15 protein-coding genes and 3 tRNA genes are annotated in these 14,975 nt (G+C 53.8%); 11 read left to right on the top strand and 7 right to left on the bottom strand.

Annotated features, from left to right (window positions below; genetic code table 11):
- Window positions 1-5 precede the first annotated feature (5 nt).
- Window positions 6-776 (top strand): helix-turn-helix domain-containing protein, encoded by a 771-nt coding sequence (locus tag ACSPHG_RS20720; protein WP_435955369.1) that lies wholly within the window; start codon window positions 6-8, stop codon window positions 774-776.
- 198 nt (window positions 777-974) lie between these two features.
- On the opposite strand, the gene ACSPHG_RS20715 is transcribed toward ACSPHG_RS20720, so the two are convergent.
- Entirely contained in the window at window positions 975-1,433 is a 459-nt protein-coding gene (locus ACSPHG_RS20715) for a YbaK/EbsC family protein (protein ID WP_435955367.1), read from the bottom strand.
- A gap of 213 nt (window positions 1,434-1,646) precedes the next feature.
- On the opposite strand from ACSPHG_RS20715, the gene ACSPHG_RS20710 reads away from it, so the two are divergent.
- Together ACSPHG_RS20710 and ACSPHG_RS20705 are read left to right on the top strand one after the other, a co-directional pair.
- Entirely contained in the window at window positions 1,647-1,952 is a 306-nt protein-coding gene (locus ACSPHG_RS20710) for a PTS sugar transporter subunit IIB (RefSeq protein ID WP_271122715.1), read from the top strand.
- Window positions 1,953-1,965: 13 nt separating this feature from the next.
- Window positions 1,966-3,312 (top strand): PTS sugar transporter subunit IIC, encoded by a 1,347-nt coding sequence (locus ACSPHG_RS20705; protein ID WP_435955366.1) that lies wholly within the window; start codon window positions 1,966-1,968, stop codon window positions 3,310-3,312.
- Window positions 3,313-3,409: 97 nt separating this feature from the next.
- Here ACSPHG_RS20705 and fhuF read toward each other — a convergent pair whose 3' ends face one another.
- Window positions 3,410-4,198, bottom strand: coding sequence for a siderophore-iron reductase FhuF (gene fhuF, locus ACSPHG_RS20700; RefSeq protein ID WP_435955364.1), 789 nt, complete (start codon window positions 4,196-4,198; stop codon window positions 3,410-3,412).
- 107 nt (window positions 4,199-4,305) lie between these two features.
- On the bottom strand, window positions 4,306-5,370 hold the full coding sequence (locus ACSPHG_RS20695) for a GGDEF domain-containing protein (protein ID WP_435955363.1): 1,065 nt from the start codon (window positions 5,368-5,370) through the stop codon (window positions 4,306-4,308).
- A gap of 268 nt (window positions 5,371-5,638) precedes the next feature.
- Between ACSPHG_RS20695 and ACSPHG_RS20690 the strand changes: the two genes are divergently transcribed.
- The gene (locus ACSPHG_RS20690) at window positions 5,639-5,878 is read left to right on the top strand and encodes a DUF1435 domain-containing protein (RefSeq protein WP_435955362.1); all 240 of its coding nucleotides are present in this window, start codon (window positions 5,639-5,641) and stop codon (window positions 5,876-5,878) included.
- Between the two features lie 35 nt (window positions 5,879-5,913).
- Here the strand turns inward: ACSPHG_RS20690 and ACSPHG_RS20685 are convergent.
- The 4 genes from ACSPHG_RS20685 to rsmC form a co-directional block, all read right to left on the bottom strand.
- A tRNA-Leu gene (locus ACSPHG_RS20685) sits at window positions 5,914-6,000 on the bottom strand.
- Window positions 6,001-6,046: 46 nt separating this feature from the next.
- Window positions 6,047-6,133: transfer RNA gene (locus tag ACSPHG_RS20680), tRNA-Leu, on the bottom strand.
- Window positions 6,134-6,163: 30 nt separating this feature from the next.
- Window positions 6,164-6,250 (bottom strand) — tRNA-Leu (locus ACSPHG_RS20675).
- 121 nt (window positions 6,251-6,371) lie between these two features.
- Entirely contained in the window at window positions 6,372-7,403 is a 1,032-nt protein-coding gene (rsmC, locus tag ACSPHG_RS20670; RefSeq protein WP_435955361.1) for a 16S rRNA (guanine(1207)-N(2))-methyltransferase RsmC, read from the bottom strand.
- 108 nt (window positions 7,404-7,511) lie between these two features.
- Between rsmC and ACSPHG_RS20665 the strand changes: the two genes are divergently transcribed.
- The 7 genes from ACSPHG_RS20665 (at window position 7,512) to ACSPHG_RS20635 (ending at window position 14,928) form a co-directional block, all read left to right on the top strand.
- The gene (locus ACSPHG_RS20665; protein ID WP_435955360.1) at window positions 7,512-7,925 is read left to right on the top strand and encodes a DNA polymerase III subunit psi; all 414 of its coding nucleotides are present in this window, start codon (window positions 7,512-7,514) and stop codon (window positions 7,923-7,925) included.
- Window positions 7,894-8,337, top strand: a complete 444-nt coding sequence (gene rimI / locus ACSPHG_RS20660; protein WP_435955359.1) for a ribosomal protein S18-alanine N-acetyltransferase — start codon at window positions 7,894-7,896, stop codon at window positions 8,335-8,337. The genes ACSPHG_RS20665 and rimI overlap by 32 nt, the downstream gene beginning before the upstream one ends.
- 81 nt (window positions 8,338-8,418) lie before the next feature.
- Complete coding sequence (gene yjjG / locus ACSPHG_RS20655; protein WP_435955358.1) at window positions 8,419-9,096, top strand: pyrimidine 5'-nucleotidase; 678 nt, start codon at window positions 8,419-8,421, stop codon at window positions 9,094-9,096.
- A gap of 100 nt (window positions 9,097-9,196) precedes the next feature.
- Window positions 9,197-10,786 (top strand): peptide chain release factor 3, encoded by a 1,590-nt coding sequence (gene prfC, locus ACSPHG_RS20650; RefSeq protein WP_435955356.1) that lies wholly within the window; start codon window positions 9,197-9,199, stop codon window positions 10,784-10,786.
- A gap of 248 nt (window positions 10,787-11,034) precedes the next feature.
- Entirely contained in the window at window positions 11,035-13,602 is a 2,568-nt protein-coding gene (locus ACSPHG_RS20645) for a PKD domain-containing protein (protein WP_435955355.1), read from the top strand.
- 411 nt (window positions 13,603-14,013) lie between these two features.
- A complete protein-coding gene (osmY, locus tag ACSPHG_RS20640; RefSeq protein WP_435955354.1) occupies window positions 14,014-14,628 on the top strand; it encodes a molecular chaperone OsmY in 615 nt (204 codons plus the stop codon).
- Window positions 14,629-14,766: 138 nt separating this feature from the next.
- Window positions 14,767-14,928, top strand: coding sequence for a DUF1328 domain-containing protein (locus tag ACSPHG_RS20635; RefSeq protein ID WP_002437547.1), 162 nt, complete (start codon window positions 14,767-14,769; stop codon window positions 14,926-14,928).
- The last annotated feature ends 47 nt before the right edge of the window (window positions 14,929-14,975 follow it).

Raw genomic sequence — 14,975 nt, 5'->3', positions numbered from 1 at the left:
GAGTCATGGAGCGTAATATGCAAGGAAGAAAAGTGAGTAAATTTTTACGATATCCTCTCTGCCGTGCGGTGGTCGTCAGTAAGAAACCGTTGCTGTGCGAAGGGGTAAGAGTGTTGATGAAAAATGAATCCAGCCAGGCAACGTTAAGCAATCTCTCATCGCTGGCATTATTAACACCGGAACGGCTGGAAAAAATGGATGTTGTGTTGACTGAGCTAAGCGGCGGGCTGGTCGAGTTCAATGAAATATGCCGGATAGTCAATCCCTTACAGTCGCAGTTCAATTACATTCGCTGGATATTTATCGTGCCGACTTATCTTATTGATGCTGCGATAGAAAGGTTATTCCGAGCGCACACCTCGCTGCTGTCGGTCAGTGAGCCCATCGATAATTTTCTCAACTGCATGTTCAACGGCGGCCTGGGGCCGGGCAGCATCAGCAGCGAACTGTTAAGCGAAAAACTAGCGGCCGAAGCGCCGGTTGGGGAATACGAGTTCCAGCTGACGTTTGCCGAGCGCCGTGTGATGCGTCTGCTAAGCAAAGGCTGGCGAATCAATCAAATTGCCGCGCTCTTGAACAGAAATAACAAAACCGTTAGCGCCCAAAAAAATAGCGCGATGCGCAGGCTTGCTTTAAAAAACGATGCTGAAATGTATGCGTGGATGGTGAGCGAAAGAGGGGGCCGTGAACTTTCGTCTTCGGCACTCACGACGGAGTGCGCCGACGGGCTTGAAATGCAGCTGCCGCAACGCGAGTGCGATTTACAGCAGGCGTAAAAAAAGGGCTGGTAGCAGCCCTTGAGACTGATGACAAACCTCATACGTTTATAGTACGAGCATAAGCCACCGAAAAATATTATGGAAAATCAATTCATTGATTTTCGGCTGATAACCACAAAGAAGGAAAAACCACGCTTTTTCCTTCTTTGTCAGCACCCTTAAGGGCTGGTAGCAGCCCTTATCCTTGCTCTGCCTTTAAAGGCAGACATCGACCCATTTGGCAGCGGTAAGTTCGGCGAGCCGTTCCGGCGCGATGCGTACCGCGCTGTGAATGGCACCCGCTGCGGGCAGCACTTCGTCGTACTGCTTGAGCGAAATATCACAGTAGACGGCGAGGGGGTTTTCCAGCCCGAACGGGCAGACGCCGCCGACGGGATGGCCGGTCCAGCTGACGACTTCATCGGTGCTTAGCATGCGGGCTTTCGCGCCAAAAGCGGCTTTTAGCTTTTTGTTATCCAGGCGCGCATCGCCTTTTGCTACCACCAGCACGACATCATTTTTAATCTTTAACGATAATGTCTTGGCAATTTGCCCCGGCTCGACGTTGTGCGCGCGAGCGGCGAGGGCAACGGTTGCCGTGCTTTGATTCAGTTCGATGATGTCGATATCGGGGGCGTTGTCGGCAAAGAATTGCCGCACGGACTGCAGACTCATGAGTTTCTCCTGATGAAGGCCGCAAATAATTTCGCATAAGCTTGTGCTTTATGTAAACCGCTTATAATCAACGTGTCCTCTTTATTTATTTCCCTGAATCCTCGATCTCCTTCACATTCACTGCAACCGGTTACAGTAACCGGTTGCAGAGCATCGAAGAGCGATGAATACTAAGAATCGTAACCCCCCTGTACCTAATAATAAGAGCAGTCTATGAAACGTATCCTTTTATGCTGTGCCGCTGGTATGTCTACCAGCATGGTCGTGAACAGGATGAAGCAAGCCGCTTTAGTGCAACAGATTGACGTCGAAATCAAAGCGGTAGGCATTGAAGAGTTCACCGATGTTATGCCCGGTTATGATTGCTGTTTGCTCGGGCCACAAATCAAATATCGTCTGGAGGATTTCAAAGCGCAGGCAGCACCTAAACAGATCCCGGTCACGGTGATCAACTCTATGGATTACGGAATGATGCGCGGCGACAAGATTCTCGCTGATGCACTCGCGTTGATAGCCTGACTGGAGAACGACTATGTCTTCTAACCATGCCGCCTTTAATTTGATTTTCCGTTTTGTTGAAAACTATGTCAGTCCGGTCGCGGGGCGTATTTCATCCCAGCGCCACGTAATGGCTATTCGTGACGGCTTTATTTCCGCCATGCCGTTTATGATTGTCGGCTCTTTCCTGCTGGTCTTTGCCTATCCGCCTTTTTCGCCAACCACCACCTGGGGATTCGCCCGCGCGTGGCTGGACGCGGCGAAAGTTTTTGAAGGGCAGATCCTTACGCCGTTTGATATGACGATGGGCATAATGTCTATCTACATCTGTATGGCGATTTCCTACAACCTCGGCAAGCATTACGTGAAGTCTCACGGCCTGGATCCGTTCATGTGCGCCATGCTTTCGCTGATGGCCTTCCTGCTGGTTGCGGCACCCAAAACCAAAGGGACGCTGCCGGTAGATAGCCTGGGCGGCACGGGGATTTTCACCGCCATTCTGGTAGCGATTTACTGCGTTGAGATGATGCGTTTCCTGAAGGCGCACAACATTGGCATCAAGCTGCCGGACCAGGTTCCGCCGATGATCAAGAACTCCTTCGATCTGCTGATTCCGGTGCTGGTTGTCGTGCTGACGCTGTATCCGCTGAGCCTGTTGATTCAGTCCCAGTTCGATATGCTGATCCCACAGGCCATTATGTCCCTGTTTAAACCGCTGGTTTCCGCAGCGGACTCCCTGCCGGCGATTTTGCTGGCGGTGCTGATTGGGCACCTGCTGTGGTTTGCGGGGATCCACGGCGCGGCGATTGTCTCCGGGATGCTGCAAATGTTCTGGCTGACGAACCTCGGTATGAACCAGAGCGCGCTGGCGCAGGGTGCTCCGCTGCCGCACATCTTTATGGAAGCGTTCTGGACGTTCTTTATCGTGGTTGGCGGCTCGGGTGCCACCATGGGGCTGGTGATCTGCTATCTACGCAGTAAGTCCGCGCACCTGCGTTCTATCGGGCGACTGAGCATCGTCCCAACCTGCTTTAACATTAACGAGCCGGTAATTTTCGGTACGCCAATCGTGATGAACCCGGTGTTCTTCATTCCATTCCTGCTGGCACCGATGGTGAACGCCGTGCTGGCGTGGGGCGCAATGAAAATGGACCTGATTGGCCGCGTGATTTCCGTGGTGCCGTGGACCGCGCCTGCGCCAATTGGTGCGGCCTGGGCGCTGGGCTGGGATTTCCGTGCGGCGATTCTGGTCGTGCTGCTGGCCGTGGTTTCCGCCATCATCTACTTCCCGTTCTTTAAAGTGTACGAGAAGCAGCTGCTGGAGCAGGAAGCCGAAGAAGCGCAGAAGCTCACCGACGGCGAGAGCCAGCAGGTCGCATAAGCGTTTTAGAGTGGAAGACGGCGGGGAAACCCGCCGTTTTACGTTGTGGGAGAGCGTTGTAGGGTGGATAAGCGAAGCGCCACCCGCCGATCTCAAACTATTTCAGCGTGCAGTCGCCGCAGCCCTGTACGTCCGGCAGCTTGTAACGCTGGCAGCAGGTGCGGCGCACCAGTAGCCCTTCGCGCGGTACGACGGTGCGGTAAAGCGGATTGCCCTGGCCGGTAGAAAGCTGTTTGTCGAAGAAGCACGCCTGGCGCAGTTCGGCAACGGCCTCGTCGCCGAGCAGGCCTTTAATTTCGCCCAGCAGCCAGTTGATGAGATAGCCGGTGTTCGCCCAGATGAGCTTGCCGTTGATGTCGCCGCTGTCTTCCAGTGCATCAACAATTGGCGTAATGCCCGTAACGATAAGCTTTTCTACGCGCTGCCGTAGCGGCATGACGGTCGCCTGAACATCTTCATGCACGTCCAGCCAGAAGGTTGCCGCCCGCCCCGTTTCATGAAACTCCACGCGAACCAGCGCCGGGTCGATATCCAGCGCGCGCGGGTGGGTGACCAGCGCCATAAACAGCGGCGGTACCAGCAGCCCAAGATACCACTGCGCCCACAGGGACTTCAGCGGTTTGCCTTCGCGCGGCTGCTGCGGCTGGTTGCGGTAGATGTGGTCTGCATAGGTCGCCATCAGCGTGGTTAACGTCGCTGGCTGCGCCCACTGGTAAAAGGTCAGGGCGCTATCAGGCACCAGTTCATTGAGCTTGATGATGTCGTTAAAGTACGCGCGATGCGCCGTAAAGCGTTCGCGTAGCTCGTCCGCAAGCGTGGCTTCGGCGCGCCCGAATGGGGCCTGCCACGCGTGATCGTCAATAAACTGTGAGGACTGGAATGCCATCGCCTGATACGACCGGTAATCTAAATGATAATGATTGCCAATCCTAACTATAGGGAAAGCCGTTAGCAAGGTGAAAATGTGCGCTCTGTGGGGAAGCGCGGCGTGATTTACGCCGCCTGTAGCGAATCGCTGGTGAGGATGCTGTTGCGGCCCTGGTTTTTAGCTCGGTAGAGTGCTTTGTCGGCGAGCCTTAGCGCTTCATCAACGCCCTCTTCGCCAAGCGGGGCAAGGCCAATGCTGATGGTGACGTTAGTGGCAACCTGCTCGTTAAACAGGTGCAGGATGCGCAGGTCGTAAACCCGCTGGCGGATGCGCTCGGCGGTTTGCATCGCCGTTTCGGCGTCGAGATTGGTGAGCAGCACCATAAACTCCTCGCCGCCGTAGCGCGTGACGATGTCTCTGGATCGCACCGCATCGCGAATGGCTGCCGATACGCGGATCAGCGCCTGGTCGCCCATGCTGTGGCCATAGTTATCGTTGTAGGCCTTGAAGTGGTCGATATCCAGCAGCAGCACGAAGTGATGGCCGCTGCCGACAGACATAACGTTCTCCAGCCGGTTCTGAAAACCGCGACGGTTGTAGAGGCCGGTGAGCGGGTCGAGCATGCTCAGATCGTTAAGGGTTTCTTTCTCTTCCAGCAGCTTATTCATTAGCCGCTGGGTGAACTTGTCGTTGCGCCGTTGGATCATGTGCTGAATGGTGATGCCAACGCCGGGCAGGGCGATTGAGTAAAGCACGCGCAGCCAGTGCTGGCCGCCGTCGAGCCACAGCACCGTGAGCGTAACCGGGATACAGTGGACGATGAACGCCTGTATATTATTGATAAAAGAGATAGATCCAATAAATAATATGGTCATAAGCGCAATTATCAAAAAGGATGCGTCGGTATTGGGTATCGCGCTATTTTTAATAACGATGTGCCACGCCCATAATACGCCCAGTAATAATGACACTAAGTTAATATTAATTAGTCTTTGTTTATCAGCGAATTGCCAGACCAGCAAAGAAATGCTCAGCACCAGCACCAGAATGACAGGCACCGTCAGGCTCTGCGTGTGGTAGATAGGGCTTGCCATGCTGAAGCCGGCAGAGATCGCATTGAGCAATAAAAATAAACGTGAAGAGAGCTGATGCTTCCCTTTAAGTAAGGCCCGCCAGTTCTTTGCAGTCATATCTAAAATAATTCTTTTCGGTCAGATGTCGGATTTGCGTGTTTGCAGTGGCATTAATATCGGTTTGCGAAGAGACGTTAACGTTATGGATAATTTATTGATGAGTTTTATTAACGTTGGGGCCAATCTACCATCTTCGTGAAATTATGTCATCCGCTGTTGAGTAAAGCTCATACAGGACGGCGCAGTATCGCCGATATCGAGCTGACAGATGAGAAATTTTATCATATGATATTGGTTATCATTACCGATTGATGAGATAGCCACTATGTTGCAACGACAGCTTGGAAGCGCCTGGGGGATTGTGGTACCGGGATTGCTGGTCGCCGTTCTGGCGTATGCGGATCTTTCTTTTAGCCAATGGCGCGTGCTGGTGGTGCTAGGGCTGGTTGCGTCAACGGCGATGCTTTATCACAAGCGGCTGCGGCATTTTGTGTTGCTGCCGTCAGGCATTGCCTTTGCCAGCGGGCTTGCGTTGGTGATGATGAATCTTGGTGTGATGAGATAAGCAGGAAGCTTGAATTACGGGGAACAGCTAAGAAGTGGTGCGAAGAGAGGGACTTGAACCCTCACGTCCGTAAGGACACTAACACCTGAAGCTAGCGCGTCTACCAATTCCGCCACCTTCGCACAGGTTTTAAGCTTGCGCTTAAGAGTTTTGATATCGTCATCGCATTGGTGCGAAGAGAGGGACTTGAACCCTCACGTCCGTAAGAACACTAACACCTGAAGCTAGCGCGTCTACCAATTCCGCCACCTTCGCGCAGTGCGAACGATATCTCGTGGTTGTTGGTGGTGCGAAGAGAGGGACTTGAACCCTCACGTCCGTAAGAACACTAACACCTGAAGCTAGCGCGTCTACCAATTCCGCCACCTTCGCATACCTGTAATACCGAAGTATCACAACCACGGAGGCGCATTCTAGATGTTTTCTGCGCTTCGTCAACAGTTAATTTAGCGCCGCTTCAGCATTTGCTGCAAAAAACGGCGTTGGGGCGTGATTAGCGTTTCTTCGCCGCGCGCGCCAGCACGGCACGATAAACCTTAAAGCGACCGGTTTGCGCGATAACTTCATGACTGCCAAAGATTTCGTCCAGCACGTTCGGGTACGCCAGGAAGGCGTTTGCCACGATGCGTAACTCGCCACCCATGTTCAGATGACGGGCCGCGCCGCGGATAAGCTGGTGGGCTGCATCCAGGCTGGTTTGCATGCCGTCGTGGAACGGCGGGTTGGAGATAATCATGTCGAAACGGCCATTGATCTCGGAATAGACGTTGCTGGCGATGACTTCACCCTCGATGCCGTTAGCGGCAAGCGTTGCGCGGCTGGCTTCAACCGCCGGGGCGCTCACGTCACACAGCGTCAGGCGAACCTTCGGCGAATGGCTTTTCAGCGTGATGGCCAGCACGCCCGCGCCGCAGCCTACGTCCAGCACTTTGCCTTTGGTATGCGCGGTCAGGGTGGAGAGCAGCAGCTTGCTGCCGGTATCAAGGCCATCGCGGCTAAACACGCCCGGCAGGGTTTTCACCGTCATGCCTTCGTGATCGTATTCGTCCCACCACGCCTGCTCGTCGAACTGCGGCTGCGTTTCAAGGCGACCGTGATACAGGCCGCAGCGGCGCGCGCTGTCGATTTTGGTCAGCGGGCAAAAATCTTCGAGAATTTGTTCTGCGCTGCGCACGCCGCTGCGGTTTTCACCGACGACGAACACGTCGCAGCCTACCGGCATGCGCGAGAGAATGTTCATCAGCTGGAATTGCGCTTCCGGCTTGTTCTTCGGCCAGTAGTAAATCAGCGTGTCGCTGTCGCCGACGATCTCGGCGTCCGCCACCAGGCCATACTGCGCGTTTTCGCCCATCTGGGCGCTTAGCACCTGCCAATGGTGGAATTGCTGGGTATGGGCGCGGCTTTGCGCGGTATCGAAACGGGCGGGCAGATCGTCTTGCAGGTCACCGGCAAACAGTACGCGGCTTTCGGTAAAATCATCGCTGTGGCGCAGCAGCACTTCGCTTGCCGGGGTTAACGCAGTCATCAAATTACTCCAGGATAAATCAGATCCGCGATTATAGAGCTTTAATGGCGCGTATTCGATGTATTTGCTATATTTGCGCCCCAATTGGCACTCTCAAAAGGTTTCGCTATGACTTCGCGACGCGACTGGCTGTTACAGCAACTGGGCATTACCCAGTGGGAGCTGCGGCGACCGTTGGTGTTGCAGGGTGAAATTGCCGTTTCACTGCAGGCAAACACCCGTCTGGTGATGGTCGCAAACGACCTCCCGGCGTTAAGCGATCCCCTGATTAGCGATGTGTTACGCAGCCTGGCGCTTATGCCCCAGCAGGTTTTGCAGCTGACGCCGGAACGTGCGGCGATGCTGCCAGCCGATACCCGCTGCAACAGCTGGCGACTGGGCGTTGACGAGCCGCTTTCGCTTCCCGGTGCGCAGCTGGCGACTCCCGCCTTAAACGAGCTTTATCACAACGGCACGGCGCGTCAGGCGCTGTGGCAGCAAATTTGCAAATATGAACACGATTTCTTCCCTGAAGCAGAGTGACTTAGCGGCGGCCTACGCCATCGAACTGCGCAGCCATGCTTTCCCATGGAGTGAAAAAACCTTCGCCAGCAACCAGGGCGATCGCTATTTCAATCTCCGCCTGGACGTCGACGGCGAGATGGCGGCGTTTGCCGTCACTCAGGTTGTGCTTGATGAGGCAACGCTGTTCAATATTGCGGTCGATCCCGCGTATCAGCGCAGAGGGCTTGGCCGACAGCTTCTGGAGCATCTCATCCGCGAGCTGGAAGCGCAGGACGTCTTTACCCTGTGGCTTGAAGTGCGCGCCTCGAACCACGCGGCTATTGCGCTCTACGAGAGCCTGGGCTTCAACGAGGCGACCATACGCCGCAACTATTACCCGACCAAAGAGGGCAGGGAAGACGCCATTATCATGGCGCTACCAATAGGCTGAAATACCCGTCATTGTTCGAGCCGCAGCGGTATTGGCTGCAACTCGAATTGTTTAGGGTATTGATTTAAACAAGGTGTATTAATGAACTGGGACTGGATTTTATTTGATGCCGACGAAACGCTGTTTACCTTTGACGCTTTCGGCGGCCTACAGCGGATGTTTCTCGACTATAGCGTGACGTTCACCGCTGAAGATTTCCATGACTACCAGGCCGTTAACAAGCCGCTGTGGGTCGATTACCAGAACGGCGCCATCACCGCGCTTCAGCTCCAGCACCAGCGTTTTGAAGGCTGGGCCGCACGGCTGAACGTCCCGGCGGGCGATCTCAACGCCGCGTTTTTAAATGCGATGGCCGAAATCTGCGCGCCGCTGCCGGGGGCTATCTCGCTGCTTAATGCCCTGAAAGGCAAGGTTAAGCTCGGCATTATTACCAATGGTTTTACCGCGCTCCAGCAAATCCGCCTTGAACGCACCGGCCTACGGGACTTTTTCGACCTGCTGGTTATTTCCGAGCAGGTCGGCATCGCTAAGCCAGATCGTCGAATTTTTGATTATGCTTTAGAGCAAATGGGCAACCCGCCGCGCGAACGCGTAATGATGGTCGGCGATACGGCGGAATCTGACATTCTGGGCGGGATGAACGCGGGTCTGGCGACCTGCTGGCTGAATGCCCATGGCCGTAGCCTGCCGGAAGGCATTCATCCGACCTGGCAGGTCACCTCGCTGAGTGAACTGGAGCAACTGTTGTGTAAGCCATGATTGTTGATTGTTAAACCCAACTTGATGGGTAAAATAGCCGCCAAAATACGTTTACTTGCCGCGTGGCTCAAGGCCGCGCGCATTCACAGAAGATACGATTATGACTTTGTCTCCTTATTTACAGGAAGTGGGGAAACGTCGCACCTTTGCGATCATTTCTCACCCCGATGCCGGTAAAACCACCATTACCGAAAAAGTGCTGCTGTTCGGACAGGCGATTCAGACCGCCGGTACCGTAAAAGGCCGTGGCTCCAGCCAGCATGCGAAATCTGACTGGATGGAAATGGAAAAGCAGCGTGGTATTTCCATCACCACGTCCGTTATGCAGTTCCCGTACCGCGACAGCCTGGTCAACCTGCTTGATACCCCAGGGCACGAAGACTTCTCGGAAGATACCTACCGTACCCTGACGGCGGTTGACTGCTGTCTGATGGTTATCGACGCCGCAAAAGGTGTAGAAGACCGTACCCGCAAGCTGATGGAAGTTACCCGCCTGCGCGATACGCCAATCCTCACCTTTATGAACAAACTGGACCGCGACATCCGCGACCCGATGGAAGTGATGGATGAAGTTGAGCGCGAACTGAAAATTGCCTGCTCGCCTATCACCTGGCCAATCGGCTGCGGCAAGCTGTTCAAAGGCGTTTACCACCTTTATAAAGACGAAACCTATCTTTACCAGACCGGTAAAGGTCACACCATTCAGGAAGTGCGCATCGTGAAAGGGCTGAACAACCCGGATCTCGATGCCGCCGTTGGCGAAGAGCTAGCGGGCCAGCTGCGCGATGAGCTTGAGCTGGTGCAGGGCGCGTCCCACGAGTTTGATCGCGAACTGTTCCTGGAAGGCGAGCTGACGCCGGTCTTCTTCGGTACCGCGCTGGGTAACTTCGGCGTTGACCACATGCTGGACGGCCTGGTGGAATGGGCGCCTGCGCCTATGCCGCGTAAAACCGACACCCGCGAAGTTGAGGCCGCCGAAGAGAAGTTCACCGGCTTCGTGTTTAAGATTCAGGCCAATATGGACCCGAAACACCGCGACCGCGTGGCCTTTATGCGCGTGGTTTCCGGTAAATACGAAAAGGGCATGAAGCTGCGCCAGGTGCGTACCGGTAAAGACGTGGTGATTTCCGACGCGCTGACCTTTATGGCGGGCGACCGTTCGCACGTCGAAGAAGCGTATCCGGGCGACATCATCGGCCTGCACAACCACGGCACCATTCAGATTGGTGATACCTTCACCCAGGGCGAAATGATGAAGTTCACCGGTATCCCGAACTTCGCGCCGGAGCTGTTCCGCCGTATTCGCCTGCGTGACCCGCTTAAACAGAAGCAGCTTCTCAAAGGGCTGGTTCAGCTTTCCGAAGAGGGCGCGGTGCAGGTATTCCGTCCTATCACCAATAACGATCTGATTGTTGGTGCGGTCGGCGTGCTGCAGTTTGACGTGGTGGTCGCTCGTCTGAAAAGTGAATACAACGTTGAGGCGATTTACGAATCCGTCAACGTGTCCACCGCGCGCTGGGTTGAATGCAGCGACGTGAAGAAATTTGAAGAGTTCAAACGCAAAAACGAAGTGCAGCTTGCGCTCGACGGTGGTGACAATCTCGCCTATATCGCGCCGACCATGGTTAACCTTAACCTGACGCAAGACCGTTATCCGGATGTGGTATTCCGTAAAACTCGCGAGCACTAATATCTCTTCTGGCCTCCTTATTCAGGGGGCCTTTTTATATTCATATTTTGTATTTTACATCTCACATTTCATCCATCTTAATTATGATTGGCTGTTATTTTATTTCGGCTTAATAATAAACTTCTCGACTTTGTTGGTAATTAATTAATTCTATATTTGACGGTGTAATAGCCATTACGGGTTATGGTAACTTCCTCCTGATGCTTACCGCATCGCGGCCGATCGTTAAATATCTAAAGGATTAAATTATGCGGATTAATAAATTAACTCGTACCTTAGTTGGTATGGGGGCTTTGTGTATTGCATCATCGACATGGGCGCTGGAGGCCTGGAATGGTCAGGAGGGCAGCGCAAATTTTGAAGTGATTTATAACGGTAACGTCTATACCAACAGCTGGTGGGTAGGCGCGGCCCAGTGTCCGGGCACCGCAAAACAAGATCAGGGTAACAACCCGTGGCGCCTCGTTCGCCCGGCAACCGCACAGGAACTGTCGTTGTACGGTAACACCGTAAGCTGCGATATTGCAGGCGGCAGTACGGATACGACGCTTCCGGAATTTAATCCAGTACAGACTTATATTGCCGGCGATAAAGTTACCGTTGACGGCACGGCCTATAAAACAAGCGCTGCGGTAGAACCTTATTCTTTTATTCCAGGCAAAAGTAATCCATGGAAACTCTGGCAGCCAACGCCTGAATGGACCATGGGCACCGTTTATAACGGCGGTGATATTGTTACCCGCAACGGCCAGTCTTATCAGGCGCTGTTTTATACCAATAATGCTGACCCGTCTTTAATTGCTAATCAAAACCCAACCAAAAATAACGGCCAGCCCTGGTATCCTTTAGGTAAAACGTCCACCGTTACCGCAGAACAGGCAAAAGCGGCTCCGGCGATGAATCTCGCGACGCTTTATCAGCCCGATAGCCTGGCGACCTTCAACGGCACGCCTTACGTCGCTCAGTGGCAGGTGAAGAACGTTACGCCGGATGCGGTTTCCCCGTGGCGCGCCTACGTTGACTGGGGCAATGCGAAGTCACGCGTTGGAACCCCTAAATCCGACTGGCCGAAGCAGTTCTACGCGCCGTACGTTGACTTCACCCTGAACAGCATTCCGGATATGGCCGCGCTTGCGCAGAGCAAAAACATTACGCATTACACGCTGGCATTTGTGGTGTCAAAAGACGCAAACACCTGTATCCCTACCTGGGGCACGGCCTACAACATGGGCGACTACACGCAATACAGCAAAATTAAAGCGCTGCGCGACGCGGGTGGCGACGTAATGGTGTCCATCGGCGGGGCAAACAACAGCCCGCTCGCGGCAAGCTGTAAGAACGTCGCCGACCTGCAACAGCATTATTACGATATCGTCGATAACCTCAACCTGAAGGTGTTGGACTTTGATATTGAAGGAACCTGGGTTGCCGATCATGAATCCATCCAGCGCCGCAACCAGGCGGTGAAAGCGGTTCAGGAGCAGTGGAAGAAGGAAGGGCGTAACGTGGCCGTTTGGTACACCCTGCCGATTCTGCCTACCGGCCTGACGCCTGAAGGGGTTTACGTTCTGCAGGATGCGAAAGCGAAGGGCGTAGCGCTTGCCGGGGTGAATGTCATGACAATGGACTACGGCAACGCGATTTGCCAGTCCGCAGATAAAGAAGGACAGGACATCCACAGCAAATGTGCCACTTCGGCCGTTGATAACCTTTATAGCCAGGTGAAAGCCATCTGGCCTGAGAAGAGCAGTAGCGAAGTTTACGCGATGCTGGGCACCACGCCGATGATTGGCTACAACGACGTTCAGGGCGAGGTGTTCTATCTTTCCGATGCGCAGCGTGTATATCAGCACGCCAGAGATCGCGGTCTGGGCATGATCGGGATTTGGTCGATGATGCGCGATCGTCCCGGCGTTGAAAAACAGGTTTCTCCTGAACACAGCGGTATGACCGCCCAGCAGGTACCTGCCTATGGCTACAGCGACGTTTTCTCGCCGTTCACCAACAATAGCGCGGTACCGTCCGGCAACCGTCCGCCGGTTGCCAATGCGGGCGTGAACCAAAGCATTAACAAACTGGGTACCGTCCTGCTTGATGGTACTGCTTCAAGCGATCCGGATAACGATGCGTTAACCTGTCAGTGGATGCAGATTAGCGGCCCGGCGGTTAGGCTTGCTGATGCGCAAACGTCCCGCGCAACCTTTAGCTTACCTTCTCCGCTGCAGCAGGCCACTTACGCATTCCGCCTGACGGTAGGCGACGGCAAGCTGACGTCCACGTCTGATACCACGGTATCTGTTGTAAACCTAAGCCAGCCCGTAGCGCCGACGCTTTCCGTACCGCAAACCCAGCAGGTGACGGCGGGTAGCCAGGTCACTATCGTAGCTAACGCTACCGACGCCGACAGTTCCGCGCAGCAGCTTTCCTGGCAATGGACGGTGCCTGCCGAGCTGACGGTAGTCGGCGGGGTGAATAGCAATACGCTGGTCGTATCGGTACCCGAAGCCTCCACGACGAAATCTCTGTCGCTTGCGGTGAGCGTCACCGATCAGACCCGCCTGTCCGCCACTGGTAATACCGTGCTGCAGATTAACGCTAAGGATAAACCGGAGCCAACGCCTGCGCCGGATGCAGGCTATGACTATGTTTATCCTGCGCAAATCAGCAAATACGCCGCCGGGACAAAAGTGATGGCCACCGATGGTCACGTCTATCAATGCAAGCCTTTCCCTTATTCCGGATGGTGCGCCGGGGCCGCGTGGGCCTACGCACCCGCCACGGGAAGTAACTGGCAGGATGCTTGGGTTAAACAATAACGTTTAAATCCCCTCGCAGGGCGCGGCAGCCGTCGCGTCCTGCTACTTTTCCTGTCTTATTAACCCCTTACGGATTGTTCTTAATTTCCGCCATTTCCCCCTCATTCGCCCATTTTTCAACCGACCGCATCATGCAATTTTGCGATTGTGATCTATATTTAACAAAGTGATGACAAGTGACATGGATAAATATCCCTGACGAATCGATTTTCGCGGGATGTTTTTCAGAGAAGGTTGATTATCACGATATTAATAACTGCTTTAACTCATGAAGGGCGTGAGAGCGATAAGTTTAGGTTATCACTGAAGTCACAGACTGAGAGCAAAGCTCAGGCCTAGCGGCCTTTTCAGCATAGCTGCCACGTTGTGGCTTAGAGCTCAAATTATGAGCAAAACTACAGGAATAAATCGATGACTACGACTAAGATTTCGAAAACTCTGCTGGCGGTTGTATTGGGTTCAATTCTGGCAAGCGGCAGCGCACTGGCAGAAGACAAAATGCTCAACAAAACTGAATCAACAGCTGATTCTGCCGGGCAAAAAATCGATAACTCTATGAATAAAGTCGGTAATTTCATGGACGACAGCTCCATCACTGCTAAAGTTAAAGCAGCGCTGGTAGACGATGAGAACATTAAAAGCACCGATATTTCGGTGAAAACCGATAAGAAAGTAGTAACGCTGAGCGGCTTCGTTGAGAGCCAGGCACAGGCTGAACAGGCCGTCGCCGTTGCTAAACGCGTTGAAGGCGTGACCTCCGTAAGCGACAAGCTCCACGTTCGCGACGGTAAAGACAAATCGGTAAGCGGCTACGCTGGCGATACCGCTACGACTAGCGAAATCAAAGCTAAACTGTTAGCAGACGACATCGTTCCGTCTCGTAATGTGAAAGTAGAAACCACAGATGGCGTTGTACAGCTGTCAGGGCATGTGAAATCCAACGCGCAGTCCGAGCGTGCGGAAAGCATCGCCAAAGCGGTTGATGGCGTGAAAAGCGTTAAAAACGATCTGAAGATCGAGAAGTAGCAGCATACCGAAACTCTCTCCTCTGGGATGACCGGGGGAGTCAGTCAGCACTACCGTTACTCATATATCGCCAGTGGGCACGCCTGATGGCACTCATTAAGAAGCGGTTCGAGTTCACTATGGTTTAAGGAGAGGCTTATGTTTCGTTGGGGCATTATTTTTCTGGTTATCGCGTTGATTGCAGCAGCGTTGGGCTTTGGCGGCCTGGCAGGTACAGCAGCAGGCGCGGCAAAAATTGTCTTCGTGGTAGGTATTATTCTGTTCCTGGTCAGCCTGTTTATGGGCCGTAGACGTCCATAGCGTACGATACGTGCTATAACAGTTAGAGACCGACCAGAGAGCCAGTC

It is taken from the genome of Dryocola baronae, assembly GCF_051297175.1.
GTDB lineage: Bacteria > Pseudomonadota > Gammaproteobacteria > Enterobacterales > Enterobacteriaceae > Dryocola.
The sequence above is the reverse complement of the archived record's forward strand: the minus strand, read 5'-3'. Positions and strand labels throughout refer to the sequence as shown.